Annotated in this window: 19 protein-coding genes and 1 pseudogene; 7 read left to right on the forward strand and 13 right to left on the reverse strand. The window is 62.4% G+C overall.

The window, feature by feature from the left end; translation table 11 throughout:
* Positions 1-72: 72 nt before the first annotated feature.
* Genes F8O09_RS00350 through F8O09_RS00360 form a run of 3 tightly spaced genes read right to left on the reverse strand, consistent with a single transcriptional unit; the run spans position 73 to position 3,945 of the window.
* Positions 73-783, reverse strand: a complete 711-nt coding sequence (locus F8O09_RS00350) for a DUF4238 domain-containing protein (RefSeq protein WP_158053558.1) — start codon at positions 781-783, stop codon at positions 73-75.
* Positions 780-2,720 carry an ATP-binding protein gene (locus F8O09_RS00355; RefSeq protein WP_158053559.1) on the reverse strand — a complete coding sequence of 647 codons (1,941 nt, stop codon included), beginning with the start codon at positions 2,718-2,720 and terminating at the stop codon, positions 780-782. The genes F8O09_RS00350 and F8O09_RS00355 overlap by 4 nt, the downstream gene beginning before the upstream one ends.
* A complete protein-coding gene (locus F8O09_RS00360; RefSeq protein WP_192497498.1) occupies positions 2,707-3,945 on the reverse strand; it encodes an SIR2 family protein in 1,239 nt (412 codons plus the stop codon). Before F8O09_RS00360 ends, F8O09_RS00355 begins: the two co-directional genes overlap by 14 nt.
* 423 nt (positions 3,946-4,368) lie before the next feature.
* Between F8O09_RS00360 and F8O09_RS00365 the strand changes: the two genes are divergently transcribed.
* Positions 4,369-4,953: a hypothetical protein gene (locus F8O09_RS00365; protein WP_158053561.1), complete on the forward strand. Its 585-nt coding sequence runs from the start codon at positions 4,369-4,371 to the stop codon at positions 4,951-4,953.
* Positions 4,954-4,981: 28 nt separating this feature from the next.
* On the opposite strand, the gene F8O09_RS00370 is transcribed toward F8O09_RS00365, so the two are convergent.
* Together F8O09_RS00370 and F8O09_RS00375 are read right to left on the reverse strand one after the other, a co-directional pair.
* On the reverse strand, positions 4,982-5,278 hold the full coding sequence (locus tag F8O09_RS00370; RefSeq protein ID WP_158053562.1) for a sulfate permease: 297 nt from the start codon (positions 5,276-5,278) through the stop codon (positions 4,982-4,984).
* A gap of 285 nt (positions 5,279-5,563) precedes the next feature.
* Positions 5,564-6,553: a C-terminal helicase domain-containing protein gene (locus F8O09_RS00375; RefSeq protein ID WP_192497499.1), complete on the reverse strand. Its 990-nt coding sequence runs from the start codon at positions 6,551-6,553 to the stop codon at positions 5,564-5,566.
* Between the two features lie 35 nt (positions 6,554-6,588).
* On the opposite strand from F8O09_RS00375, the gene F8O09_RS10455 reads away from it, so the two are divergent.
* Both F8O09_RS10455 and F8O09_RS00380 read left to right on the forward strand, forming a co-directional pair.
* Complete coding sequence (locus tag F8O09_RS10455; protein WP_225732779.1) at positions 6,589-7,179, forward strand: recombinase family protein; 591 nt, start codon at positions 6,589-6,591, stop codon at positions 7,177-7,179.
* The gene (locus F8O09_RS00380; RefSeq protein ID WP_225732780.1) at positions 7,113-8,156 is read left to right on the forward strand and encodes a recombinase family protein; all 1,044 of its coding nucleotides are present in this window, start codon (positions 7,113-7,115) and stop codon (positions 8,154-8,156) included. The genes F8O09_RS10455 and F8O09_RS00380 overlap by 67 nt, the downstream gene beginning before the upstream one ends.
* A 52-nt stretch (positions 8,157-8,208) precedes the next feature.
* Here F8O09_RS00380 and F8O09_RS00385 read toward each other — a convergent pair whose 3' ends face one another.
* The 3 genes from F8O09_RS00385 to F8O09_RS00395 form a co-directional block, all read right to left on the reverse strand.
* Positions 8,209-8,442 (reverse strand): hypothetical protein, encoded by a 234-nt coding sequence (locus F8O09_RS00385; protein WP_158053563.1) that lies wholly within the window; start codon positions 8,440-8,442, stop codon positions 8,209-8,211.
* 40 nt (positions 8,443-8,482) lie between these two features.
* The gene (locus tag F8O09_RS00390) at positions 8,483-9,358 is read right to left on the reverse strand and encodes an exopolyphosphatase (protein WP_158053564.1); all 876 of its coding nucleotides are present in this window, start codon (positions 9,356-9,358) and stop codon (positions 8,483-8,485) included.
* 232 nt (positions 9,359-9,590) lie between these two features.
* Positions 9,591-10,439: a TrmH family RNA methyltransferase gene (locus tag F8O09_RS00395; RefSeq protein WP_158053565.1), complete on the reverse strand. Its 849-nt coding sequence runs from the start codon at positions 10,437-10,439 to the stop codon at positions 9,591-9,593.
* 80 nt (positions 10,440-10,519) lie between these two features.
* Here F8O09_RS00395 and F8O09_RS00400 point away from each other — a divergent pair, with 80 nt between their 5' ends.
* Positions 10,520-10,945 (forward strand): CGNR zinc finger domain-containing protein, encoded by a 426-nt coding sequence (locus tag F8O09_RS00400; protein ID WP_158053566.1) that lies wholly within the window; start codon positions 10,520-10,522, stop codon positions 10,943-10,945.
* A 24-nt stretch (positions 10,946-10,969) separates the two neighbouring features.
* Here F8O09_RS00400 and F8O09_RS00405 read toward each other — a convergent pair whose 3' ends face one another.
* Positions 10,970-11,830 carry a MerR family transcriptional regulator gene (locus F8O09_RS00405; protein WP_225732781.1) on the reverse strand — a complete coding sequence of 287 codons (861 nt, stop codon included), beginning with the start codon at positions 11,828-11,830 and terminating at the stop codon, positions 10,970-10,972.
* 258 nt (positions 11,831-12,088) lie between these two features.
* On the opposite strand from F8O09_RS00405, the gene mobF (F8O09_RS10460) reads away from it, so the two are divergent.
* Together mobF (F8O09_RS10460) and F8O09_RS10465 are read left to right on the forward strand one after the other, a co-directional pair.
* Complete coding sequence (gene mobF, locus F8O09_RS10460; protein ID WP_225732782.1) at positions 12,089-13,306, forward strand: MobF family relaxase; 1,218 nt, start codon at positions 12,089-12,091, stop codon at positions 13,304-13,306.
* A 173-nt stretch (positions 13,307-13,479) separates the two neighbouring features.
* Entirely contained in the window at positions 13,480-15,546 is a 2,067-nt protein-coding gene (locus F8O09_RS10465) for an ATP-dependent DNA helicase (protein ID WP_263971101.1), read from the forward strand.
* Between the two features lie 130 nt (positions 15,547-15,676).
* Here F8O09_RS10465 and F8O09_RS00415 read toward each other — a convergent pair whose 3' ends face one another.
* The 4 genes and pseudogenes from F8O09_RS00415 to mobF (F8O09_RS00430) form a co-directional block, all read right to left on the reverse strand.
* Entirely contained in the window at positions 15,677-16,981 is a 1,305-nt protein-coding gene (locus F8O09_RS00415; protein WP_158053567.1) for a hypothetical protein, read from the reverse strand.
* Positions 16,981-18,210: an ATP-binding protein gene (locus tag F8O09_RS00420; RefSeq protein ID WP_192497500.1), complete on the reverse strand. Its 1,230-nt coding sequence runs from the start codon at positions 18,208-18,210 to the stop codon at positions 16,981-16,983. Before F8O09_RS00420 ends, F8O09_RS00415 begins: the two co-directional genes overlap by 1 nt.
* Before the next feature lie 22 nt (positions 18,211-18,232).
* A complete protein-coding gene (locus tag F8O09_RS00425) occupies positions 18,233-18,988 on the reverse strand; it encodes a hypothetical protein (RefSeq protein WP_158053569.1) in 756 nt (251 codons plus the stop codon).
* A 129-nt stretch (positions 18,989-19,117) separates the two neighbouring features.
* A pseudogene (gene mobF / locus F8O09_RS00430) lies at positions 19,118-21,652 on the reverse strand (MobF family relaxase); the annotation flags it as partial.
* A gap of 173 nt (positions 21,653-21,825) precedes the next feature.
* Between mobF (F8O09_RS00430) and F8O09_RS00435 the strand changes: the two are divergent.
* The gene (locus F8O09_RS00435) at positions 21,826-23,910 is read left to right on the forward strand and encodes a CHAT domain-containing protein (RefSeq protein WP_158053570.1); all 2,085 of its coding nucleotides are present in this window, start codon (positions 21,826-21,828) and stop codon (positions 23,908-23,910) included.
* The last annotated feature ends 8 nt before the right edge of the window (positions 23,911-23,918 follow it).

The raw sequence follows: 23,918 nt of genomic DNA on the forward strand, positions 1-23,918 counted from the left end.
ACTGCATCCGTTAAGTCTGGATGGGCCCGCGGATAGATCTGACGAGAGCAACTCCGGATATGACCGCCTCGGTCAGATGACGGTCCGGGCCCAGTCCAGGTTGAGGGTTCCTACTTGCCCAACTATCCATCGCCGACTCTTTTGTGCGAGTCGCGCATTGAGAGAATCGAAGTGGCGAGCGTCAAGGGGGCGACCGATCATGAGAAGGTGCTCTGGTGACAAGGGAAAGCTCACTGTTGATGGCGCATCGTCTTGCGCCTCTCCCCAGAGCAAGACCGCACCATCGCCGGTCGCGAGGTTCTTGGTGTTGTGAACAGCCCATGGCCAGCTTTCGATACCAAGTGATGCGAGCCGGAGGAGGTCCTTCATGTGTTGCGAGAGCATCAGGCGGTCAGCGAGTTTGAGTTTTGCCTCTTCGGTCGTTCCGTCGGTCTTTAGAAGGACAGCGGGTGTGTCAATTTCTGATTGGTCCGCGTAGCGTCCTCGGTGCAGGTGCATGTCGAGGAACGCTACGGTATCGGACTTCTCCTGGTCCGAGAGTTTGTGTCCGTAACGTAGTTTGGATAGTGCGGGAATTCCCAGCGCCTCGATCTTCGAGAACTCGCCTTCCAGGTCGCGCTTGAGTACTTCTGGCTCGTAGCCGTAGCTCACGACTGTGGCATTGACGACGTCGGTAGTGACCCCGATCCTTTTCAGGATGTCAATAACCTCGACGTTGCCACCCTTATCGCCCCACTGCTTGAGATATGCACGTGAGAGCATGTGGGAACGCTTCACGCTCATGAGCTTTCCTTGCTTTCGCTTGGCCGCGCCTGCCACTTGTCGTTGAGCGTCATAGTCTTGCTGTTTGGCTCGAACGGGGGCTCGAGCGCCGAGACGGAGACCACGACCGGCACCTGTGCGGAGACCCCCGAGAGAATGCAAGTGCCGGTCGGGAGAATCGGAAGGGATTCGAAGGAGATCTTGTCGAGGTACGAGACTGCCTTTTCAATCGCGTGGATGTCGAGGTTGTTGACGAGCCGGTGGAGGAAGTAGTTGTGGAGTTGCGAGACGATAGTGTCTGAGATGTCGTGGGGTCGTTGGGTCGCGATCGTCAGGAAGACGCCGAATTTTCGCCCCTCTTTAACGATCTCCTCGAATGTCTCAAGCCTGTAGTCTTTCCAGCTTTCGCTCTCTCGGGCAGAGACCGTCGACAGGATGTTGTGTGCCTCGTCAATGATGATGTTGAGGAAGGTTCCGTTCTCGGCCTTCTTCTTGCGGTCGTAGAGCTGGCGGCACAGCAGCAACGGGATGACCTTCTTCATGTCGAGGTTCACGTCCCGGAGCGAGATCACTGTGAGCGGCCGTGTAAGTAACTCCCCGTCTGAGACCTCGAGGAGCTTCTGTATCGAGGGCATGCGCGTCTCGAGGCGCTTGATGACGGGGCCGAGGTGCTCCCGATTAGCGAAGCCTCGGAACACGTCGCTGTAGTACTGGATGATGAGTTTGAACCTGATCCGGTTCATATGCTCAACAAGACCGAACGAAAGATCCAGAGCCTTTATCGCGTCGAGCGTCACCTCCTTGAAGTACTGGTCATTGGTGGGAACGTTCGCATAGATATCGCCGCGAGAGTCATCGCGGTAGTAGAAGGTCTTTCCGACGTTGTGGTAGCCGAGCTTTGCGTGCAGCCGGTCGGTGTATTCGGTCAGCTCCTGTGGAGCGTTTGCGCCGAGCGCGAGGGCCACTTCTTTGAGGAAGTGGTTGATCGACGCACGGTCTTGGGCGGAGTCACCGTTCTTCACGGCGTTGTAGACGATGTAGCCGATTTCGTGCCTGAGGGCTTCATCGTCGTCGAGCTTCTCATCCCAATAGGGGCTATCGAGCGTTCGTTGGATGAAGGGGGCCTGCGTCTTCTCCGAGGCGTCGAGGAGGACCGTCCAAAAGACTGGGTCTTCGGCAGTCTCCTTCGATATGGGGAGGCGGTGGCCGTTCCCGTCTCTGGTTGAGAGAACGTACTCACGTCTGAGCTCGTTGTCAGTGATGACGGAAGTGGAGCGGTGGTCTTCGGTTTCTTCCGAGGTGTTGACGTACTCTCCGTTGAAGTCGATCAGCACGAACTCCGCGTTCTTCTTGAACTGATCAGAGTGCTTGTACTGTTCGAAGAGCCGGTGATAGACCGCCGCGAGCGTGTACGACTTGCCGCTCCCCGTGTTACCGAAGATCCCGATGTGGCTTGCAAAGACGGCGTCGACGCCGATGTTGACCTGTTGCCCCTTCTCCATCGCCAGGCTCCCGATCGTAAGCGCGATGTCTTCTGGGCCGACGAAGCTGTGGATCTCATCGAACTCGGCCTGAGTGAGGAGGAAACAGTCATTGTTTACCAGCGGGAGTTCACGGACACCTCGACGGAACTTGCCCCCTCGGTCAAAGTATCCGAGCAGACTAACGGTCAGGATCCGGTCGACGTGCGATCGCTTGCTGCTGTAGAAGGAGCTGGAGTCGTTGTCTTCGGTGACGGCCTCGCCGTCGACCTTGGCGATGATGTCGTAGAAGCCCTTAGCGATCTTAATGTAGCCGCCCACGGACACGTTCCGTAGCGTCTTGCCCTGGTAGAGCAAGTGGGAGCCGTTCTTGGCCTTGTCAACACGGATACGCACGGTGCGGCCGTTGATCTCAACGACGCTTCCGATCTTGAAAACAGACAGCTCTTGAAGCTCGGCGTCGCTACTCAACATCATCGATCTCCAGCGGTTCCGCTAGCTTGAGTCGGACGTCGACCACACTGTCGGGCTTGCGCGGGGCCTTGGGCAGGAGCGGTTCGAAGAACGCCTTCGTAATGCTGCTCAAAGTGTAAGTTTCTTGGTCCGTCTCTTCGGCTGTCTTGGGCGTGCTGACCACGAGGATGTTGCCGTTGGCTGCAAGGTCTGCGTTGAGGCGATCTTTGAGGGCTTGCGCTTCATCGGGATGGTAAGCGAAAACGATGACCTGCAGTGTCGGATTGGTGCGTGCTGCGCGGATGATGAGCTCACGGATGTGCTCGTCCCGGCAAGAGAATCCGATGATGAACAGGATGCTGTTTTCCTTCTCGAGGGTGTTCGAGAAGATGCGGAGGAGATCGTAGTAGTTCTGGTTCAGCACCGTCAGGCCGAATTTATCCTTGGTGGGATTCACGATTGCGAGCTGCTCGTACTCGGCCATGAACGCATCCAGCAGAGATTCTTCCAACGGCGTCGGTTTGTCCGCGACCTGTACGAGCTCGTCGATCTTGGTCCCTTTATCCACGTCGTAGAGCGCACCATTCGCCGAATGGAGTGTTCCACGGATAGAGTCGAATACTTCCGTGCTCGGGTTGAAGGTTATGACTTCTTTTGTCTCTTCGCCGAGATCGATCTTTCGTGTGGCCCAGCTCGTGGATCCGTGCAGTTTGAACAGGTTGAATGTCGGTACTTCTGCAAGGTTGTCGTACTGGAGGCTGCGGCGGGACTTCACGGTTCCGAAGTTGCTGGCACTGAACATTGGCAGGTATCGCCCTGAGAATCCGTCGTTCAGTTCGAGTTGAAGTTCTTCAGCGGCGACCTCAGTTGCGAGATCAACGTTCGTGGTGAAGAGGTTGACCTGCTTGTCGAGAATTGAGCTTCTTCGTCGAACGAGAAGGGTGTTCAGGGTGCGCAGGAACCCACGGTATGTATCGAGAATCGGGCTCGCTTCAAGTGATTCATTGATCACGTCGGCGTTGGGGTCGATGACGCCCTCGAAGAAGTAGGCATACACCGACGCACGCACCCGATTCAGCGTGGCCGTTGGTACGTCCTCATTCTGCGCAAGGTATGTGAGCCAGTCTTCGACGTCACCCAGGGGCTTGAACAGGTCTGCTGATGCGCCAGCGCCGAGAAGGAAGTTGAGGTGCGCATCTTGGACGATGTCACGCAGCTCCTCGACGCTGAGGTGGTTCGTTCGTTCCACTTGTCCGGTCTCACTCTCCGCCATCGTGTGCCCGAGTGGGGCCGTGGCGTGTTGTTCACGATCCGAACTGGGTTACATTTCCTCCAAGAACACGGGTCAGGTAGCTGATCCGTCTTCTACCAAGAGTACTGGTCGTCATGGGGATCAGCGGGTCTTGTAGAGACGTGATTGCACTGGTTCAGCGCCGACACCCTGGGTGTCTCCCAGCATACCTCACTGTCATGGAGCAACAACTTGACGGACGTGTCCCGGCCCGCCCAAGCGGTGGACCTGGAACTCGTGCACGGATCTCGCCGTTTGGTGGCCAACCCAATCTGAGGCGTAGGCGTGGACCGATCGTTGGGTGACGGGCGAGATTTCGGGCCGCGTCCGCAAGAATTGTTCGAGGATCATCTCCCGCAGCTCCTAGAAAGGGGGCACCTGATGGGCAGACTCGGCAGCTCGCAGTCCCCACGGGCGGCGTGGAGCGATCTCTCGGCCAGGATCGGCCGCACCGACAAACCCGGCGTGCTCCTCGCCGCCGTAACCTCCGGGCTCTTGAACGATCGGGAGTTGCGAAAAGGCTTGGAGGACTCATGGACGACAAGCGAGTGGCCGGGTCGGGCTGCAGACCACGAGGTATGGACGTATTTCTTCGAGCTCGCGGGAGTCGACGACGACCACTACCTCCACGAGACGGACCTGCGTGACCGATCGCGGCTCCCGGAGAGCTTGCGGCTGTATCGCGCTGCAGCGGACGGGCATCAGACAGGCTTGTCGTGGACGACGAGTTTCGAGCGAGCGCACTGGTTCGCGACCCGGCTGGGATCGCTTTCGAGCCTGCCGCATCAGATCTACGAGATCGACGCCCCTCGCGAGGCGGTGCTCGCGCTTTTCGATGCCACCCGCCGCGAACATGAGTACGTCGTCGACACCGGACTCCTGGACCCCACGATCCCGCACCTCGTCCCAGCCGCCGATTGGGAGCGGCTCCTCGACTCTTACCGGGACTCGGCGACAGACGAGTAGCGCCGCCGTCTCACTGGATGCATTCGGCTCAGTGTTGCGGTACGGCCTGGGGCTGGCGCAGCCGGTTCTGCCTGCGGGCTCGCGCCTCACGGGTCCAGGCGCGGGCCAGGAGGATGAGGCTCCAGGGTCCGAAGAGTAGGAGCTTCAGCCCATTGTAGAAGCAGAGGGCGAAGGCGAGGTAGAGCCATTCGCTCCATCCCTGGTTGATGAGGGTGGTGCAGATGGCTGCGGTGAAGATGTAAGCGGCTCCGAGGAGCATGAACGGGATGCCCCAGCGGAGGTTCTCTCTGCGGCGGAGCCAGTCGAGGAGGCGGTTGGTGGGCATCCAGCGGCGTAGGAAGATGCGGGTGTGGATGCTTGCGTTCTAGAGACGGGTGAGGAGCATGATCGGGGTCTCACTTTCACACAGACGTACCAAACGGATGGGGTGGCAGGTCGTCTGCAATGTGTGCCCCTGATCGAGGCGGTCTGCTCCACTCGCACCCAAGAAGCTGGGTGCGGGCTCGGCCCTTAAATATTCCTGCCAGCACCGAGACTACGCCCGTCCTCCATCGATCGCTAGGCCTGCTTCTTCCTACTCACGCAGGCATGCAGCGATCGCGCTGCGACGTTAGCCGCGTGATGGCCCGGCGCGTCCAGGGCCTCGCCGCGTGGCCGCGTCGTCTTCGTCGCGTGTGCTGGACCCGAGGATGGTGTGGGTGCGTTCGTAGTCGATGCGTTGCGCGTCATCGTCCGGGACTATGCCGAGGGGGCTGCTCGCGGTGATGCCCCACCGATCCCGGTACGCCAGCACCGCCACCAACGCCTCCTCCGCCACCGGCTCTCCATCCGCGTTGAGGGATCGCATCCACGGCTCCGGGCTGGTTCGCACCGCTGCGACGAGCGCCGTGAGGCGCTGTTCCATGAGCTGCTCCCGCTCCGCGAGGGCTTGGGTCATGTCGGGGGTCATGGTGCCGGTGGCGCGCGGGACGAGGCCTGCGATTCGTCCGGGTGCTCGGCGGTGTTGGGGTTGGTAGGTGGCGGTGACGCGTTGGATCCGGTATCTGAGGAGGGATCCGAGGTCGGCTGCGTGGTCGAGGTTTCCCGCTTGGGTGACGCGTGGGAGGAGATCGTCGATGTCGTGACCGTCGGCTTCGAGCCTGCGCAGCACCACCGTGAGGGGGCCGAAGGAGTCCGAGTCGACGAGCTCATCGATCTGGGGCGGGGTGAGGCCGCCGTGTTCGAGGAGGGTGATCCAGCGTTCCTGCTGGGCTTCTTGCGCGATCGTCTCGTACTCCGCCGCGAGCTGCGCCAGCGACCCCCACGCGTCCTGCTCAGCAGCGATCGTGTCGTGAGCCGACAGCTCAGCTCCTGCGTGCTGGAGGATGCCGTAGAGGATGCTGCGGGCGGTCATTTCCAGGTCGGTGCGGTGCTGGTGGGGTTCGAGGTGGTGCTCGTCGGTGGCGACGTAGACGTGGTTCGCTTCCCGCTCCCTGGTCATGGACACGTAGAGGGATTCGCGGGTCATCTCCGGGGAATGCACGATCGCGTGCGCCGTATCCACCGTCGACCCCTGCGCCCGATGCGCCGTGATCGCATAGCCGAGGTTCTGTAAACGCACCTACCTCTCACACGAGTAGAAGGGTGGGGCCGGAGATGGGCCAGAACGAGCAGGAACAAGCAGCGTCTTCATTGCGGTCGGTGGTGTACGTCAGGATCAGTGATGACCCCGAGGGCAGCGAGCGTGGAGTTGACCGGCAGGAGGCCGACTGCCGCGCCTACGCCGCCGCGCACGGCTGGGAAGTCGTGGCGGTGTTCCGGGAGAACGACACGTCGGCGTTCAAGCAGCGCACGATCGCTCTGCCCTCGGGTGAGCGGGTGCGGCGGGTGATCCGTCCGCAGTTCCGTGCGATGCTCAAGCACCTCGCAGATGGCCAGGCGCAGGTGATGGTCGCGTATGACTTAGATCGGGCGGTGCGCGACCCGCGCGACCTGGAAGACCTCATCGACGCCAAGGTGCTCGGTGGGTTTGGGGTTCGCTCGGTGACTGGGTCTCTGCGCCTGGACACGGATTCCGATGTGGCCATGGCGCGGGTGCTGGTGGCGATGGCGAACAAGTCATCCGCTGACACTGCACGTCGGGTGGCGCGGGCGGCGAAGCAGCAGGCCATTGAGGGCGCGTGGCATGGGGCCGGGTGCCGTTCGGGTACCGCGCCGAGTCCGGCGTCCTCGTCATCGACCCGGTGACCGGGCCGATGGTTGCCGAGGCCATGCAGCGGGTGCTGGCCGGTGAGTCGCTGTACCAGATTCGCAAGGACTGGAACGAACGCGGCGTGCTCACCACCCACGGATGCGCGTGGTCGGACAGGACACTGAAACTGATGCTGCGCAACTCTTCCACGAAGGGAGTGCGTGAGTACCGGCCGATCCTGCCCGACGGCACGCGCTCCAAGACCTCGTTGATGCAGGTGGAGGCGGCGTGGCCTGCGATCGTGGATGAGGATACCTGGCAACAGGTCTCCGACGTGCTCGATGCGCGGAAGAAGGCCCGGAACTTCCACCAGCCCGGCACCGGGGCGGCGAAGCGGATGTATCCGTTCTCGGGGCTGATCCGCTGCTCTGCTTGCGGAACGGCGATGCTCCACCGAGGTCCGGTGTATCAGTGCGTGCAGGCCACGCGCGGCGGCTGTCATCGCTCGATTCGCTCCGCCGAAGTCTCGAAGCTCGTAGAGGAAGCGGTGTTGGCGACGTTCGAGCAGATCACTCTGAACCCCACCAAACGCCGAGCAACCGGCGGTGACTTGACGGCGCGTGTCGGACTGGCGGCCACACTCGATGTTGACCGAGAGCGCCTGGCTCAACTTGATGATGACCATTACGATGGGCTGATCGACAAGGCGATGTGGGTGCGGCAACGGGCACGGATCGCTGAGCGCATCGAGGCCACCCGCCGCGAGTACGCCGCCGCTCTACCCGAGCAGCACGCGGGGCCGAGCATCGACATGACTACCGTCGCCGCCGAGTGGGATGGCCGTACCCCGATGTGGCAGTACCAGGCCACCAGCCTGATCCTGCAAGCCGTGCTCGTCCACGCCCACCCCGCCGACATGATGACCGCCGTGCCCAAGCGCCGAAACGAGACTACCGAGGCGTTCCAGGCCCGCCGTGACGCGCACCGCGCCAGTGTTCTCGCCCGGCGGATCGAGTTCATCTGGCGCGCCTGACCAGCACCGCCCAGGGTGCTATCGGCCCCGCGTCCTGACCGGCACCGACGGTTCAGGGTGCGGGGCCTTTCCGCATCTTGGCGAGGGTGCGCTTGGTGGGGCGAGGTGCCGTGCAGAGCCCGCGCAGTTCGGCCAGCACCGCCGGATCGTCCACCGTCGAGGGCAAGCCCTGCGTCTGCCGTGAGGCGGCGGCCAGGCGTGCTCCCAACGTGGAATCGGCAGGCTGTGACGGCGGCGCAGAACGGTCGGCAATGACGGCGGAGACGGAGGCGGCGGGGGTGCTCATGCTGATAGGTGCGACGCCCCTCCCGCACGCTCACCGTGGTTCAGGGCTCGGTCTGTTTGTCCGGGTTGGCGGCCCAGATCGCAGCCAGCAGGCCAGTGTCGCAACGCAGGGAATCGAGGGGTTCGCCATTGAGCAGACGCAGCAGCACCCCGTCGCCGGTCGCAGTACCAGCGTGCTTCGGAGCAGGATGCCCCAGCACGATCCGCAGCAACGCAGCCCACGACCTCGGCGGTATCCCCAGCAGTGCCGAGATAGCGCGGTCGCGGCGCAGCACCTCCACCGCGTTCGGACGGGAGGTCAAGTCACCGAGCCGGTAAGCGACGTGCTCGATGCAGTCGGTCACGAGCACGGCGTCCCAGCCTACCGAGGCGAACAGCCCGACTATCTCCGATAGAACGGCAGCGACCCGAGCACGGTCGCTGCCGTCGAAGTCCCCCTCATCGTCGCTCGCGGAGTTCACGGCGAACGCTGGGGGGTAGTCGGCCAAGCTCTCTCGCTCCGCGAACCGGATGGCGTCGTGGAACCCGACGATCCTTGCCGTGTGGCGTACCTTGCTCGGCGAGACGCGCATTCCCGCCGCCCGTACCTCAACGCCACAGGTGATCTGCACAGCACGAGTAACCACCGCCCACGGGTTACCTGCGTTCCGCGTCGAGGGCGCGAGCATGACCTCGAACGCAGCCGAAGCCACCTCCCACTCATCCAGCCCGTACTTTCGTGCCAGCCGCCGGTACCTCTCTGCCGTGTACCGCATCAGTTCAGCCGCTTCACGGTCACTGCGCCAGGCCCCAGGCCCGGCCTCGTGCAACCGGATCAGCAGGGCACGCAAGCCCTCTGGCGTCTCGAACCCGTGACGCGGCGAGCCTTCCGGGGCTACGGCATCGTCGCCTGTAGTGGGTGGGGTGTGTTCGGTCACGGTGGCACCTCCCGAGAAGGAGGTGCGCCACAAGCACCCAAGCCGAGACGCGCAGCGGTATGCCCTTACACCCGCTGCCCGTCAACAGCAGTGCCACATACGGCACGTAGCCTGAGCCTGCGTCAACCGTCGCGCAGCAGAACCTAGAGACGACGTAACAGAAGAATTCGACGCTGACGAGTCTTGTGCTGACATCACTGAGCTGAGCAGTCGCAGAATGCTACTGAGCCGGTTATGTGCGACGCCGGATTGAACGGTTACGTTCGTAAAGGGCGATGCCTGCCGAGACGGAGACGTTCAGTGACTCAATCTCAGGCGACATGGGGATTGCGTATCTGTGGTTTGCTATCGTGTCGATTTCTTCGGAAACGCCGTGCCGTTCGCTGCCCAGAACTATCGCCATCCGCTCCGCGACACCGGACGCGGATTCCAGCTCCTCCGTTGCATGCGCCGTAAGTGTTCCCACACTGATCCGCTCACTGCGTAAGTATTCAGTAAGTTCGTCAAGAGTCGCGAGAACGATCGGGAGAGCGAAGACAAGGCCTCTGCTTGCTCGGATCAACCGTCGATCAAACACATTTCGCAATCCGCTATTCAGGAGAACCAGCCCAGCGGCTCCGAAGCCCACCGATGTCCTCGTGATCGCGCCAATATTTCCGACCAAGCGGACACCATCGAGCACGACGATGTCGTCCTCTACTCCCGAAAGGTCGCTAAGTCGTGCGGGATGAGGAGCCTTCGCTAACGCGAAAATTCGCGCTCGCTTCTCACCACCGAACAGGCCATCAACAACGTTGCGGGAAAGCTTGTGAGTTGGAAGCCTTCCGTATTCGGATATTGCGCCGCTGATTGAGGCGAGCTGAAGCCCTTCGGTCACGTACAGACTGTCCAGCCGGACGCTGTTTCGTACCGCTTGCTCGATGTTCTCAAGGTCATCGATAAGGATGGTCTTTGGCCTTGGCGAACGGTTGCGCAAGACATCGCCGATCCGGCGAGCAATGGGATGATGTGGGTCATCGATGACCGCGCGCTCTTCGTCGGGGCCGTTGATGCGGTCGTGAAGCGATGTTGTTACGTGCATGCGCTCCACGGTTCGGCATGACGCGACGTGAGAGTCAACTGCTAGACCCTCACGCGAGGGAAGCCCCTAGCGTCACTGACATGGATCAGACGCCCGAGCACCCTCCATCGACCAGACAAGCGGCCCGCGAGCTGCGCGTGCCTGTGGCGCTCGTGGCACGGTTGGCTGGGCTGGTCGGGCAGGCGATGGAGCATCGACCTGAGGCACTCGCGCCCTATCTCAATGCGGCCGAGCAGTCGGGGCAGGCGTATGCGTCTCAATTGCTATGGTCCGAAATCACTCACGAAGAGCAAGGCGTCGCGGAGGTATGTAGCCGAATCCGACGCGGTGACGTAAACGATCCGATCACATTGCGGCATGCGTTCATGCTGCTGCTCGCGTTGGATGGGTGGTCAAGAGTAAAGGTGTGCGATCATCCGGGGTGCCGCCGTACTTTCGCCGATGCCACGAACGCGGTCAGCAGACGAAGATGTTCCAGACACGCTCGGCACCCATCACGTGCATGACGTGCCGCACCATTTTCTCTGGTGTCATTCCCATTCGGCTTGTACCGGGTCCACACCGTGAGCCTCTGCGTTGGCGAAGATCACATCTCGCAGCCACACGCTCATACCCGGCTCCCAACGGTCGAGATTCGCGGTGAATCGTTCGTCCTCGACATACATGCGTCCCAAGACAGCGTGCATCGAGTGCGAGCAGGCGAACAACTGATTGATCGTATTTCGGTGAGCTTCAGCAAGTCGATTGGCTTCGATAGTTCCCGGCGCGACGTCGGCCCGCTTAGCTTCGACCAGCTCACGCTGGACGGCTTCACCCTGGTCATAAATCCTGGCGCGTTCGTCTGCCGAAAGTTGCGCGACGTTCTGCTCGAACTGTGTCCATTCGCGCGAGTCTCCCCAGCGTTCGTAGGCCTCCTCTGCCCATTCCGGCCGCCAGTCCTGTCCGAAGATCTCCGCCTGCTCCTGCATCGATAGACGCGTCCCTGTTTCCCGCGCAGCTAGGAGCCGGTCAATACCTGCCGCCATCTCGGAGAGCCGACCGATACGGTTGCCAATGATCCGTCTCTGCTCACGGAGTTGCTGCTCCTCGTCAACGGTGGGGTCATCGAGGATTTCCTGAATGCTTGCGAGACTGAATCCGAGTTCTCGGTAGATGAGCACACGGTGAATCCGGCCGATGTCATCGCCGTCGTACGCACGGTAACCAGAGCGCGACCGATGGCGCGGGACAACCAAGCCAATGTCATCCCAGTGGTGCAGCGTCCTCACGCTCACGCCGACCAACGAGGCGGTGTCTCCGACGGACAGCGCTTCCACGTCTTCGGCGGTGAAGGACGGCGCGCTCGAACGAGTCATCCACGGCATCATTGACTCCGGCACATGCATGCTCATCCGGCAGACCTCCTCGCCTCCTATTCTGCCTCTTCGCTCTGAACTCCTGCCAGCCAGCACTTCCGAGGCAAGCGCTTCGACCTGCTTCCAGCACACGCTTCTTCGGCCCTTACGCTGCCTGACACCCGTCTCTCCCCGAAGTGCCCCGCTGACGCACTGCCCCGATCCTGTATGCCCCGTAACACAGCGATGCACGTATGCCACCGTTGGTGGGGCGTGCGCACCTCCCTCATGAGACGACTCATGAGGGAGGCCAGGATGAAGGGCGGAGTGATCATGTTCCGCGGTACCGGTGCCGCCGCGCGCCGGTACGTCGAGGCGGACCGCTCCCGCGCCGACGAGTACTACCTCGGCGCAGACAACGCCGTCGCCGAATACACCGTGCTCGATGCTCGTGGCGAGGTCACCGCCACTCGCTCCCTGACAGCCGTGGAGTATGAGGGGTGGGTGGATTGGACCGAGCCGATCACGGGCGAGTCGAGGGGCACCCCACGCAAGCCTGGTGAAAGGTCAAAGGGGTCGCCGTTGTTCGCGGAGATGACGATCAACGCACCCAAGTCGTTGTCGGTTGCCGCGGCCCTCCAACCCGAAGTCTCCGCCGCCCTCGATCAGGCGCAGCAGGACGCCCTCGCAGAGATTCAGTGGTGGCTCGGCCAGCACTCGGTGACGCGAGTCGGACCGCGTGATGCGCGGGAAGTGTTGCCTATCGAGCGGATGCAGGTCGTCGGCATCCGCCATAAGACCTCGCGGGCGGGTGACCCGCACCGGCACATCCATATGCAGATCGGCACTCGGGTGTGGGTGGCTGGGAGGTGGCGGGCACTCGACACGGCGGCGTTGTTCAAGCAGCAGAGCGCGATTCGTGCCCTCGGTACCGCGGTCATTGCTGCGCATCCGCACCTCGCGCAGACCCTCGCAGAGCACGGCCTGACCCTCGACCCGGTGTCCGGTGAGGTGGTCGAGTTGCAGCCGTTCAACGGGGTGACGTCGAAGCGGTCGGCGCAGATCAGACGCAACCTTGACCGTCTCGAAGTCGATTGGGAAGCCGACCATCCAGGCGAAGCGCTCGGCCCCGTCATGACCGCGAGGCTGCAAGGTATCGCCTGGACGCACCAACGGCCAGGGAAGAAGCCCGCCGACTTGAAGAATGAGCAGTGGTGGGTGCAGGAACTCCGCGACGCCGGATACGACCCTGCGAAACTCAATCAGCATGCGGTGCAGCGCTCGGTGCTGCTGGATGATCTGGCGGTACAGGAGGTTGCATCGCGGCACTGGATCGGTGCGCCGCTGCATCCTCGACGTGGACGAGGCATACGGTGCAGGAGCACGTCACCCGCATCACCACCGAGGCAGGCGTGCACGCCATACCGACCGAGCTGCGCGAGTTCATCACGGTTGCAACCGATCTTGCCGTGTCGGATTGCTTCTCCGTGCTCCCGCCGGATGCGGCGACACCGGAGCATGTCGCGCACCTGACCAGCCTCACCGTGGTCGCCGCCGAAACCGCGCTCCGCGACCGGCTCGCCGCCGCTGTGTCGGAGCAAGCACCGGAGCATCCGGACGTGACCGAGGCCGCGCACGCGACGGGACTGGACGGCGGGCAGTCGGTCGCGGCTGTGGCGGTTGCCTCGTCTGATCCGTTGGTGATCGTGGAGGGCGCTGCGGGGAGCGGGAAGACGACGATGCTCCGCACCGCCATCGACGTCGCCGCCGAGCACGGCAGACAGTCGCGGGTGGTTGCACCGACGCTGCGCGCGGCACAGGTCGCGCACGAAGAACTCGGCGTACCCGCCACGAGTGTTGCGGCGCTCGTGCACGCGCACGGGTGGCGATGGAACAGCGACGGTGTATGGGCACGCCTCGCCGTTGGAGACGCTGACCCTGAAACAGGGCGCACTTACACCGGCCCACCAGAGGGTGCGGTGCTGGATCGGGGTGAGCGGGTGATCGTGGACGAGGCGGGCATGCTCGACCAGGACACCGCCCACGCCCTCCTCACCATCACCACCGAAGTAGGAGCGACGGTCGCGCTCGTCGGAGACCGCGCCCAACTCCCCGCCGTCGGCAGGGGCGGGGTGCTCGACATGGCCGCACAAATCAGGGGCCGCACCTACGACATGACCGAACTCCACAGGTTCGCTGACGCTGAATACGCGGCGCTCACGTTGACGATGCGCGACCGGGAAAACCCCGGCAACGTGTTCGACCGGCTCGCCGCGATGGGGCTCGTCACCGTCCACGCTGACGAGGACACCGCACGCGAACACATCACCACCCACGCCCAGGACGATGAAGCGATCACCGTTGCCACCAACGACGAAGCCGCTGAGATGAACGAGCGCATCCGTACCGGACGGGTCCAACGCGGTGAAGTTGATGACACCATGACCGCGACCGGCAGCGATGGCTTAAGCATCGGAGCCGGTGACCTCATCCAGACCCGCCGCAACGACAGCGATGTGGGAGTAGCAAACCGGCAGCAGTGGATCGTCCAACACGTCAAGAACGACGGCACCGTCTATGCCCGCGAGGTCGGCAGCGGTCGCACGAACCCCCACACCGTCACCCTCCCTGCCGAGTATGTGAACGAGCACACGCACCTGTCCTACGCCGCGACTGCCTACGGCGTCCAAGGCGCAACCGTCAACGCCTCGCACACCGTGCTGTCGGAGGCGAAGAGCGCGGCAGGCGTCTACGTCGGCATGACCCGAGGTCGAGAGCACAACCGGCTCCACATCGTCGCCGAGAACATGGCCGACGCCAGGGCGCAGTTCATTGACGCGATGCAACGCGATCCCGCTGACCGTGGCCTTGACTACGCCACCGCCCAAGCAGCAGAGGCAGTACGCGGCCTCATCGCTGACGGTCCGGTACGGCAAGTGAACGAGGCGATCGCACGCCTGATCGCCGAGGCGGAACAGGCCGAGCGGCAGGCGGCAAGGTGGACGCAGACCGCCACACGATTCGACACCCAACGCGCCACCCACCGCGCGGAGAACGCCGAAGCCACCGCACTACTTCGTGCCGCTGAGGCAACCGCCGAGCAGACCCGCGCCGAGGTCGCCGTGCCGCTCACTGCGCAGGCTGAGGCGGATGGGGCGGCTTATCGCGCCGCTGTGGCGGCCGAGGCCACCGCGACAGCGCAACTCGCTGCCAGCAGACGGTTGGGCAGGCGCAGAGCCCGCGCCGAGCAGCAGACAGCCGCCGAGCGCTTGCGTACCGTTCGGGCGAAGGTGCGCACCTCCTGGGGAGACGAACCGCCCCACGCGGCCCAGGCGCTGCCCGTATGGTCGGCGCAGCAAGCCGCTAGCCACGCCGAACGCGATCCGCGGGTGCTCGATTCCTTGAAGGCTGTCACAGCCGCGACCGCAAAGAGCGACCGCGTGCGGGAACGGCACGAACGCGAACGGATCGCGCTCCTGGTCCACGAATACGGTCCCACTCAAGCGCACCGCGCCCACGCCGGAATGGTCACGATCAACCCCCACCGGCAAGCCCGCGAAGCCACCGCACGAGCCGTGGCAGTACGCCAGGAAGTCGAGACCCTGCGTGCGTTGCCCGTCGAACAGGCAGCCGCACGCTTGGACGCACAACGGATCGCCGCCGAGGAGGCCCAGCGGCGTGCGGCCGAACGGACACGGCAGCTCCGCGACCCCTTCGACTACGGCCCTCACCACGGCGATCCGCGAAGGGACGGGCCAGCACGCGGCTTGTAGCAATAATTCGGAAAAACTCGTGAACTACTACGGCTCGGACTCTGTAATCATTTCGCTTCGTGGATTGCAATCGAAAGGGATAGCGGCGCGGGCGGAAGAAAACAGGTGGTGTTTCTGCTTGGTTGGCAGCTCACCAATACATCGCGACGAACCCAACTTCGAGCTGAACTGGTAATACCTTGGGGCTCGGCTGTTGAAGAGGAGCCGTCGAAGGGTTCTGCACGGATTCGGGGAGTCGATCGATCCATTCAGATCTGGTTGTCAGCAGCAGGTCACGGTCAGCGTCCTCGCCCGCTACGGCCTGAGCGACGGGCTCAAAGGCACGACGCCGCTCCTCAATAGTTGTCGCGGAAGCCAGTGCCGGGATGGCAGTTGCAACGGCCTCGTTGGCCAAAGTGGCATCTGGGGTTGCGCCCGAGGCTGTTTGGAGCGCAGCAGCGAAGTTCTCAAGTTGAAACTGAGCGGTGACGTTTGCGTCGGGGGTCTCGGCCAACTTGGTGTTGCCAAGGTCAAGCTGTTGCAGTGGCAGCACTACCTCGTCACGGAGATCAGGTGACAGGGATTCGAGGAGGTCCGCGATCTTGATTGGGGACCAAGGCGACGTGAGTATAGGTCCTTCCGCCCGGGCGTAGACGGTGAAGGTGGATCCCGAGAATAGCGTGCGGCGGAGGTCTCGCCAGAAGGAATCGGATTCTGCGAAGCCGACCAGTTCGAGCGGTCTCGCGCTCTCCCGCACTTCATCTCCGAGAAGCTCCGTTGCGATTGCGACCTGCTGACCGGCCACCTCGACGACGCTGTGACTTGTAGCTAGTCCCCGCATGGGAACGAGCCCAACGAGGAGTTCCCCGAGCACCTCGATCATCGGTGCGACCTTACGAACGTCCGCATCCGAGATGCCAAAAAGGTCCTCTCGACCGTTCATCAGATCGAGAAGCGTAGTACCCATCGTGATGATCTTGAAGAACTGATCGGCTTCAACCTTGACGTCCATCTCCACGATGTCGCCACGGTGGACGTCACTCAGGGGGACGGCTATTTTTGCTTTCTTCAATCGTGGGAGGGATTTTTCAAGATCGCGATGTGAGTGGATCGTTTTGCGAGACCTACGCCTGATCCCTGAGATGTCGTGAAGGAGAACTCCGACGTCGCGTCGCCAGAGGTCCCGGAACGTGCTTTGGATGACAGCACGCCGGACAACCTCGTTGGTGGAGGTCCGCGATGTGCCAAGGCGTGATTCCACGCTGGCACCGGCCTTCGCCGCACCTAGGGTGCCCCCCAAATTGTGGTCTTCCGTTCGTGCGAGTGTGTCAGTGACGGCCTCCTTAATCTCACCTTGAAGGCCAGCGAGAAGGCTGACGACACTCACTTCGTCCAGATAAATGAACTCACGGTGGCGGTCGCGGGGTTCATTGCGCTTGCGGTTCCAGATAGCCATCATTCTGCCTTTAGGTGAGTCTTGCGGTCGCGGTCAACCGTTTCAACGCCGATGAGGATGTCTTCCCAAGCGATGGATTTCCTATGGTCGAGAGTCGCAGCGAGACCGGCCTCTGTCCAGATCGCAGCGAGCTCGGCCGCTGTCCAGCCTTGCGTGAGTTGAGCCAGCGCTGATAGGTCTGGCCTCTCTCGGAAAACCACCTTGCGACTCGACGCCGAGAGAATCTGAACCCGGTCTTCCTTAGAAGGCAAGGAGAAGACGAGCTTGTGCCCCAGCCGTCCAGGTCGCAAGAGCGCGTCATCGAGTGCACCGGGAAGGTTCGTCGTCGCAATAATGAGCACTCGGTCGTACGCTACGAAGCCGTCAAGAAGAGACAGGAACTGTCCAACGAGCCGGTTGGTTGCCTCGTGGTTGTGTTCGCCCCGTTGCGTATACAAGCTATCGATCTCATCAAAGAAGAGAATCGCGGGGCCGTTATCTTGCGCATGCTCGAAGATCTCGCGGAGTCGGCGCTCAGTTTGGCCAACAAACTTGTCTACAATCGCGGGCCCGCCAACGTTGTAGAAGGAAGCGTCGAGCTTAGCGGCAAGACCCCGGGCAAGAAACGTTTTTCCCGTGCCAGAGGGGCCGCTGAAGAGCATCCCCTTGATGGGATTGACTCCCATTGTCCGCAACGGGTCGTCGGGTGAAAGAGCCACGGTCGCGAGATCGAGGGCACGGCGGACAAGCAATATGCTGCCGCCGAAATCCTCGACGGACGTGGTGTTATCTTCCTTGCGGACAACAAGAGACTCCGGGTCGAAATCGTCGTCGCGGAGAAGGCTGAGGTCGTCGATGGGCTCGTCTGCAATTACGGCGACTGGCTGGCCGTCTGGTCCGAGTCGGACCGTTTGCCCCTTCTCGAAGGGATCGTCGGCTCGCTGTCGGAAGCTATATGTGGAGCCAGCTGACTTCACGACGATGTCGGTGCTCCCAGCCCATACAACGGTTCCGGTGCGATCGCCAGCTGGCCATGATTCGGCAGCAAGCCGCTCGACTCGACCGTCGGCAAGTAGGAAGACGTCTCCGGGCTCTAGATCAGCTAGGCCCGGACCATTGGCACGGGCCGTGTTGCCGTTCCGCAACTCAAGTAAGACTGAACCATCAAAATTGGACAGGACCCGGAACAACTGCCCTTCGACGATATCGGGCTCATCGTCCTCGAACCCACCTGGCAGCACAGTCGTCACCTGAAGTCTCTCGTGCGGGCCGTCACGCTTGAGCCTCACAGCTCGGCAGCACCCGGACCGGCAACGCGTCATCGGGGAGCGCGGAGGCCCCGATGACACGCCAGTCTTCACCGAGTACGCCGTGGAAGCCGAACAAGCAAACGATAGAAACCCAGCGTTTGATCGAGTCAGCAACTTCAGCACGCAGCTCTCGTTCGAATGGCGCGAAGTCCGCGCCTTCTATCGTTCGCTGGTGATGGGCAGAGAGAAGAGGTGAGCTAGCGATTGCCGCCCGCTCTGCCTCGTCCCACATCGTTCTAGATGACCGCGAGCTGACCTCTTTGCCGGAAACCTGGTCAAGGTGGTGGTATCGGCCCGTGTCTGCATAGTTCCTCAGCGTGCGAACCACCGCTGCCCAGACAGGGTCGTTGTCGAGGGTGCAAATCCAACTGCGCAGCAAGCGTTTCCGATCCCAGTCGCCAGACTCGATTGCCTCGCGAAGTTCGGAGCGTAGCCGCTCATCCATCTCGTCTAAGGCATGGCCCCAGCCGTCGCGGGTGAAGCCCATCTTCTTCGGCCAACCTTCACCTCTCGAGACGGCTGCGGTGCCAAGCGCGAGCTTCATCAGTCGTTCGATGCCTATCGAGTAAGTCGCAAGGACAGCATCGAGGTCGCGTTCGAGGGCTCCGTCTTGCCGCAACAGTCGATCAGCCGATGCGAGCACGCTCCGCGCGGAGTCGACCTCGGGAAGTAACCCGTTGAGCCACTGCTGGCTTGTAAACCCTGACCCCTCACGCATAACTCAAGCATATCGACAACAGCAGCGCTGGCCGGGGTGCCGTGGTGTCGAGCGGCGCGGAGTAAACTCAGATCGCGCACACGCACACGCGCACGATCAGGGGTGAGTGCGTTTGGGGTACCTCGGCTAGCCGAGGTCGAGGTGCTCGGCGACGTAGTCGGCGGGCAGCACCACCGAACCGCCCCTGCTGCGTTCCGCCGGACGCACAGTCACGGAACCGTCGCGGTGGACGTTCGCGATGATCCACCGGTTGCCGTTCTGCACCCACGAAGTCTTCGTGCGCAGCCGCCGGTTGTTCTTCCTCGTAATCACCGTGTCGCCTGCCGCAGCCTGCGCACCACCGTTCAGGGTGACCTCGCCACGGATCGGGGCGACAATGCCGGCGAGGATCAACTCGGTGCGGGCGCGAAGGTTCAGCGCGGCGACGGATTCGGCTGAGTCGCTGACGAGGATCGAGGGGATGCCCGCGCGCTGGTCTTGCCGCCAGGCTTCGTAGGCTGCCGCGGTCATGTCGTCGGTATCGCCGGAGATGATGCGATCCTCAGCCTCGTAGGTGGGGATCACGTCGGCTTTGCCGAGGCGCAGTCGGAGCGATGCGGCTTTCTCCCACGGGTTCGAGAATCGGTGGATCGTAGAGAGCTGAGGAGTGTCTTCGCGGTCGTTCGCGAGGAGCCCGAAGGCACCGGCGGCTTCCGGAGATTGAGGCTGAGAGTAGTCGCCCACGAGCAGGATCTTCGCGCCAGCCTCAACCGCGACGGCAGTGACGCGGTCGAGGGAAAAGGTGCCGGCGAGGCTCGCTTCGTCGATGATGACGAGCTGCCCCTTCTCGAAGGATGCCGTGCCGTAGAGGTACTTTGTCCACCAGCGGGCGGTGTTCTCGGTCGCGATGCCGAGGTCTTCAGCCAGGACTTCCGCTGCGACCGCGGAAGGGGCGAGCCCCACGACCGAGCCTTTGCCGTGCTCGGCTTCCCAGGCGAGGCGGAGGGCGCGCATCGCGGTGGTCTTCCCGGTGCCCGCCGGGCCGACGAGGAGATCGAGGGCGCGGCCGGAAACTCCGATCCGGGTGAGCGCCTCGGCCTGGTCCGGGCCGAGCACCCGGCCTTCCCGGTCAGGCCGTGCAGCGATCCGCTCGATTACCGCGAGCGGCACCGTCGGTGCTGTGGTCGTGCGGGATCGCTCAAGCAACCGAGCCTCAGCGTTCAGCAGTACCTCGGAGGAGAACAGTACCGAGTGGCGGGGCCGGAATGCGCTCGTGCCGTCGATGCGCTGGAACCGTGCCGGGGTCGATACGAGCTCAGGCGGGGTGAGCCGGAGCGAGGCACGCTCGGCGGCATCGACGATCAACCCGGTCACCGCTTCCCGATCTTGGGTCGTGGCGAAGCGGTAGCCCATCGTCTGCCGTGCGGCCTCGGCGGTGAGGTTCCACCGGTGCCAGGTCGACCGTTTCGCGCCCACGGCTTCCACGACCTGCTGCCCGATCTCCTCGATCTGCTCAAGCGGCATATCGTCTGCGCGGAGCACCCGCACCTCACCAGCCGGGATCGCTTCGCGCACCCAATCGCTGCTCTCGCGGCCGAGGATGCTGGTGGCGCGGCACCGCCAGTCGGTGGTGAGGTCGGCGAGGGAGCGGATCTTCTTCTCGGGCCTGGTGCTCAGCGTCGCTTGCGCACGGAGCTTGATGACTGTCGCGGCCGAGGGCCGCCGTCCGTGGTTCTGCACCCACTCGGCGATGAGGCGATCTTTCGCTTCGTCGATCTGGTGCGATCGGGTGGAGAACTCGAGCACGAGTTCCTCGGGCACGGTCGTGACCGCCCAGGCCGGTTTGCGGTCTCGGCCACGGTCGCGTGCTTCCCATTCGACGCCGAGGAGCCGGGTGAGGTGGTCCGCGATGATCGCCTCGTGCAGCTCGGAGAGCGCCACGGTCGCAGCGTGCATCGGCCGCCCATCCAGCGACCGCCACCTCCCATCGATGACGGTGCGCACTTTATTCGACACGACGACATGCGTGTGGAGGTGCGGGTCGCCGGCACGGGAGTCGTAGTGGTCCTAGGCGGTCGCGGCAAGACCGAAGGTATCGACCTGCGCGACCGCGCCCCCATCCGCGCCCGTGGCACCGACACGGGTCGCCGCCACTTCTCGTTCCATGAACTCGATCACCTCGGCGATCGCGGCGTGGTGCGCTTCGGCAATCAGGGCTTGCGTGCCCGCATCAGCTACTGCCCACAGCACCGACGCCGATTTCGGAAGGGAGAACGTGTAGTCGTAGCCGGCGACCGCCTTGCGGGTGCCGCGTTGCCGTTCCTCGGCTTCGACCCGCGCGACCGCCTCAGCGTGCGAGGCTGGGCCGAGTTCAGGGTCGAGACCTTCGACTCGTTCGCGGATGCGCTCGGCAGGGGTCGAGTATTCGGGGTAGGCGCGACCCAGAGGGTCACCGGTGACGGGGTCGCGGCCCATGCCGAGAAGGAGCTGCAGTTGCTTCTCCGAGACCTCATTGCCAGAGAGGATTCTCCCGCCGCCGAGCTGCGCAATGCCGGTGCCGATCCAGCGGCCGGGAGGGTTCCCGACTTCCGCGTAGTACCGGGTCAGCGGTGTCGAGAGTGAGCGCTCGCCGTCTCCTGCCACGACCGAGCGCAGGAGGTACTTGTAGCCGTCACCGGAACTCATCACCCGCATCGAAACCGTCACGATGTATAGGTGGGCGGACGCCGCGCGGTTCTTCAAATCCGCACTACGCCGGTGTACGAGGGTTAGGTTTGCAGGGTGCCTGGTTGTTGCGTCTACTCATTGACGCGATTCTGGTTTCTCCGTCTATCTATAATCCAGTAGCGAGGTTCAGCGTGACGAGTAACGACCGCAAGGTGGGCGTTCCAACGCCCCTATACATTGTTGCGGCGCCGCTTGGACCAGATGGAGCGGCTTTCCAACCAGCATTCATTCCAGATGAGCCACAGTCCGGAACCTTTGACGAAGCACTCCTGCCAGCCCTTATCGGTATCCACTATGCGATGCACCTTCCAAAGAACCGGTTCGAAACGCTTGACCTGCAAATACCGGCGATCAGAGATCAGGTAGTCGGTTTTCCTCGTGGTCACTCAATCGCACTTATCCCAGATGTAATGCTGGATGAAGCAAAACTCATGGCGGTGTTGACTGCTCCGTATGAACCAGCTCTCATCCTTGCGCCTTCCGACCGGATCAAGGCAGCGCAGACGGCTTCGAGGCAGGTCGGGTCGCTGCTCCCGCCGGCCGCCTTCGAGACGCTAGGTCAATCTTCCCTAGACGAACACTGGCGGCTACTGGCTTCGCGATGGCTCGATGACTGGCCGCGAAGTGTTGTCCTCGAACCTGCAACTCCGAGGTGGTCATGGCCGATACGACAGGACGGCTCATTTCTTTCACTTCAAAGACTGGCACGAATGATGGCGGTTCCGCTCGAGTTCCCCAAAGAACAGGGATCTCCGTTTCGTTCGGCAGCGCATGTCCGGGGGCTTCGAATACATCTCGAAGCCCTTGCAGAACTCGAGCACGAGGGTGTCGACATTGATTCAGCCGAAGCGCATTACCCCTTAGCTTTGGAGAAGAAGTCAAACATGCGCATGCGGTTGACGATGAGTCTATCCGGCACAGCACCTCGATACGTCAGGTTCTCTTCGGGCGCGGACGGAATCACCGACGGCGTCTTCAGGGATGACTACCCAGAAGTTAGGGCACTGATGGTTAGTCATGCCGCGTCGGCGGACAACTCTATGGGCATCGTCCTTGAAGATGTGCTGACTCCAGAAGCATTTCATGCTGTCGCAGCGCTAGAACGACATTGGTCAGAGGTGCCGCGTCCAGGGGCAGTTCGACGACTTTTTCAGCGTCTCAACAATGCCACTGAGTCCTTTTGGACCGACGAAATGGTCGCAGCCATACGTTGCGCATCGTCCATCGAAGTATTCACCAACTTCCCCTTGGGGCTGCTGACCCTGCCCGGCGACTCCTCACCTATCTGCAATCGTCTCCCAATCAGCTATCGTCCCATCAACCCTCTCACGCGTGCATTGCAGTTTGAACTCATCCCACAGGCACCACACCTTTTGAACGCGGGGTTCAAAGTCCTCGTTGCGGAGTGCATCCCGAGTTCGGACCCCGTTGGGGCAGCATCTCGGGTGGGATGGGCACGTATCGCCGACGAGATGGAGGCCGCAGGCATTGACTTCACGATCAGTGAGACGCTTACCAGAGTTTCGCTCCGTGAAGCGATCACCGCCTCAGCACCGGACGTGCTGATCCTTAGCGCACACGGGTTTCACGCATCTGAGCAAAATGTCGCCGGCATCATTATCGGGGAGGATGAACGCAGCCTCGGAGATGACTTCGGCGCAGTCCCACCATTGGTGATTCTCAGCGCGTGCCACACCTCTCCACGAGGAGGAGGAGTGGTAAACATCGGAGATCTCTTGATCAGAGCTGGCGCTGTTTCGGTACTTAGCACCCTGGTTCCAGTAAACGTATTTCACAACACGCAGATTGTGGCCCGGTTCCTGAGATATGTGGCTCTCGCTGTCAATGACTCCGCAACGCCCGCGAACACTTCGGTTATGGATGTTTGGCATCAAGTTCAAGCTCTAAACGTAGTTATCGATCTTGTCCATGGGAACCGCAAACTCATGGAATGGGCTTTCACAAGAGTCAATGGCACCAGCCCGATCGAGCAGTTCATGACAGGTGACCATGGCATGCGACGAACGCACCTGTATCAGGATGCGGAAGCTCGACTTGTCGGCATCGCCGCACGAACCAGCGACGAGCAACGGGTGCGAGGCTGGTTACGCTCACCAGGATATGTGCCCGAGAGTCTTATGTACACGATGCTGGGTAGGCCGAGCTTTCTCCTGGTCGGCGCACCCACCGATACTGCGTGGTCAACGGATCTGTAAGGCAACCT

The sequence above is a fragment of the Pseudoclavibacter sp. CFCC 11306 genome (genome assembly GCF_008831235.1).
Lineage (GTDB): Bacteria > Actinomycetota > Actinomycetes > Actinomycetales > Microbacteriaceae > Pseudoclavibacter_A.

Coding starts and splice junctions, on each gene's coding strand:
- F8O09_RS00415 (WP_158053567.1), bottom strand. CDS start 16,981: ATGGCTATCTGGAACCGCAAGCGCAATGAACCCCGCGACCGCCACCGT.
- F8O09_RS00370 (WP_158053562.1), bottom strand. CDS start 5,278: ATGCCCACCAACCGCCTCCTCGACTGGCTCCGCCGCAGAGAGAACCTC.
- F8O09_RS10455 (WP_225732779.1), top strand. CDS start 6,589: ATGGGCCAGAACGAGCAGGAACAAGCAGCGTCTTCATTGCGGTCGGTG.
- F8O09_RS00405 (WP_225732781.1), bottom strand. CDS start 11,830: ATGAGCATGCATGTGCCGGAGTCAATGATGCCGTGGATGACTCGTTCG.
- F8O09_RS00400 (WP_158053566.1), top strand. CDS start 10,520: ATGGATCAGACGCCCGAGCACCCTCCATCGACCAGACAAGCGGCCCGC.
- F8O09_RS00425 (WP_158053569.1), bottom strand. CDS start 18,988: ATGCGTGAGGGGTCAGGGTTTACAAGCCAGCAGTGGCTCAACGGGTTA.
- F8O09_RS00350 (WP_158053558.1), bottom strand. CDS start 783: ATGAGCGTGAAGCGTTCCCACATGCTCTCACGTGCATATCTCAAGCAG.
- mobF (WP_225732782.1), top strand. CDS start 12,089: ATGAAGGGCGGAGTGATCATGTTCCGCGGTACCGGTGCCGCCGCGCGC.
- F8O09_RS00365 (WP_158053561.1), top strand. CDS start 4,369: ATGGGCAGACTCGGCAGCTCGCAGTCCCCACGGGCGGCGTGGAGCGAT.
- F8O09_RS00355 (WP_158053559.1), bottom strand. CDS start 2,720: ATGATGTTGAGTAGCGACGCCGAGCTTCAAGAGCTGTCTGTTTTCAAG.
- F8O09_RS00395 (WP_158053565.1), bottom strand. CDS start 10,439: ATGCACGTAACAACATCGCTTCACGACCGCATCAACGGCCCCGACGAA.
- F8O09_RS00385 (WP_158053563.1), bottom strand. CDS start 8,442: ATGAGCACCCCCGCCGCCTCCGTCTCCGCCGTCATTGCCGACCGTTCT.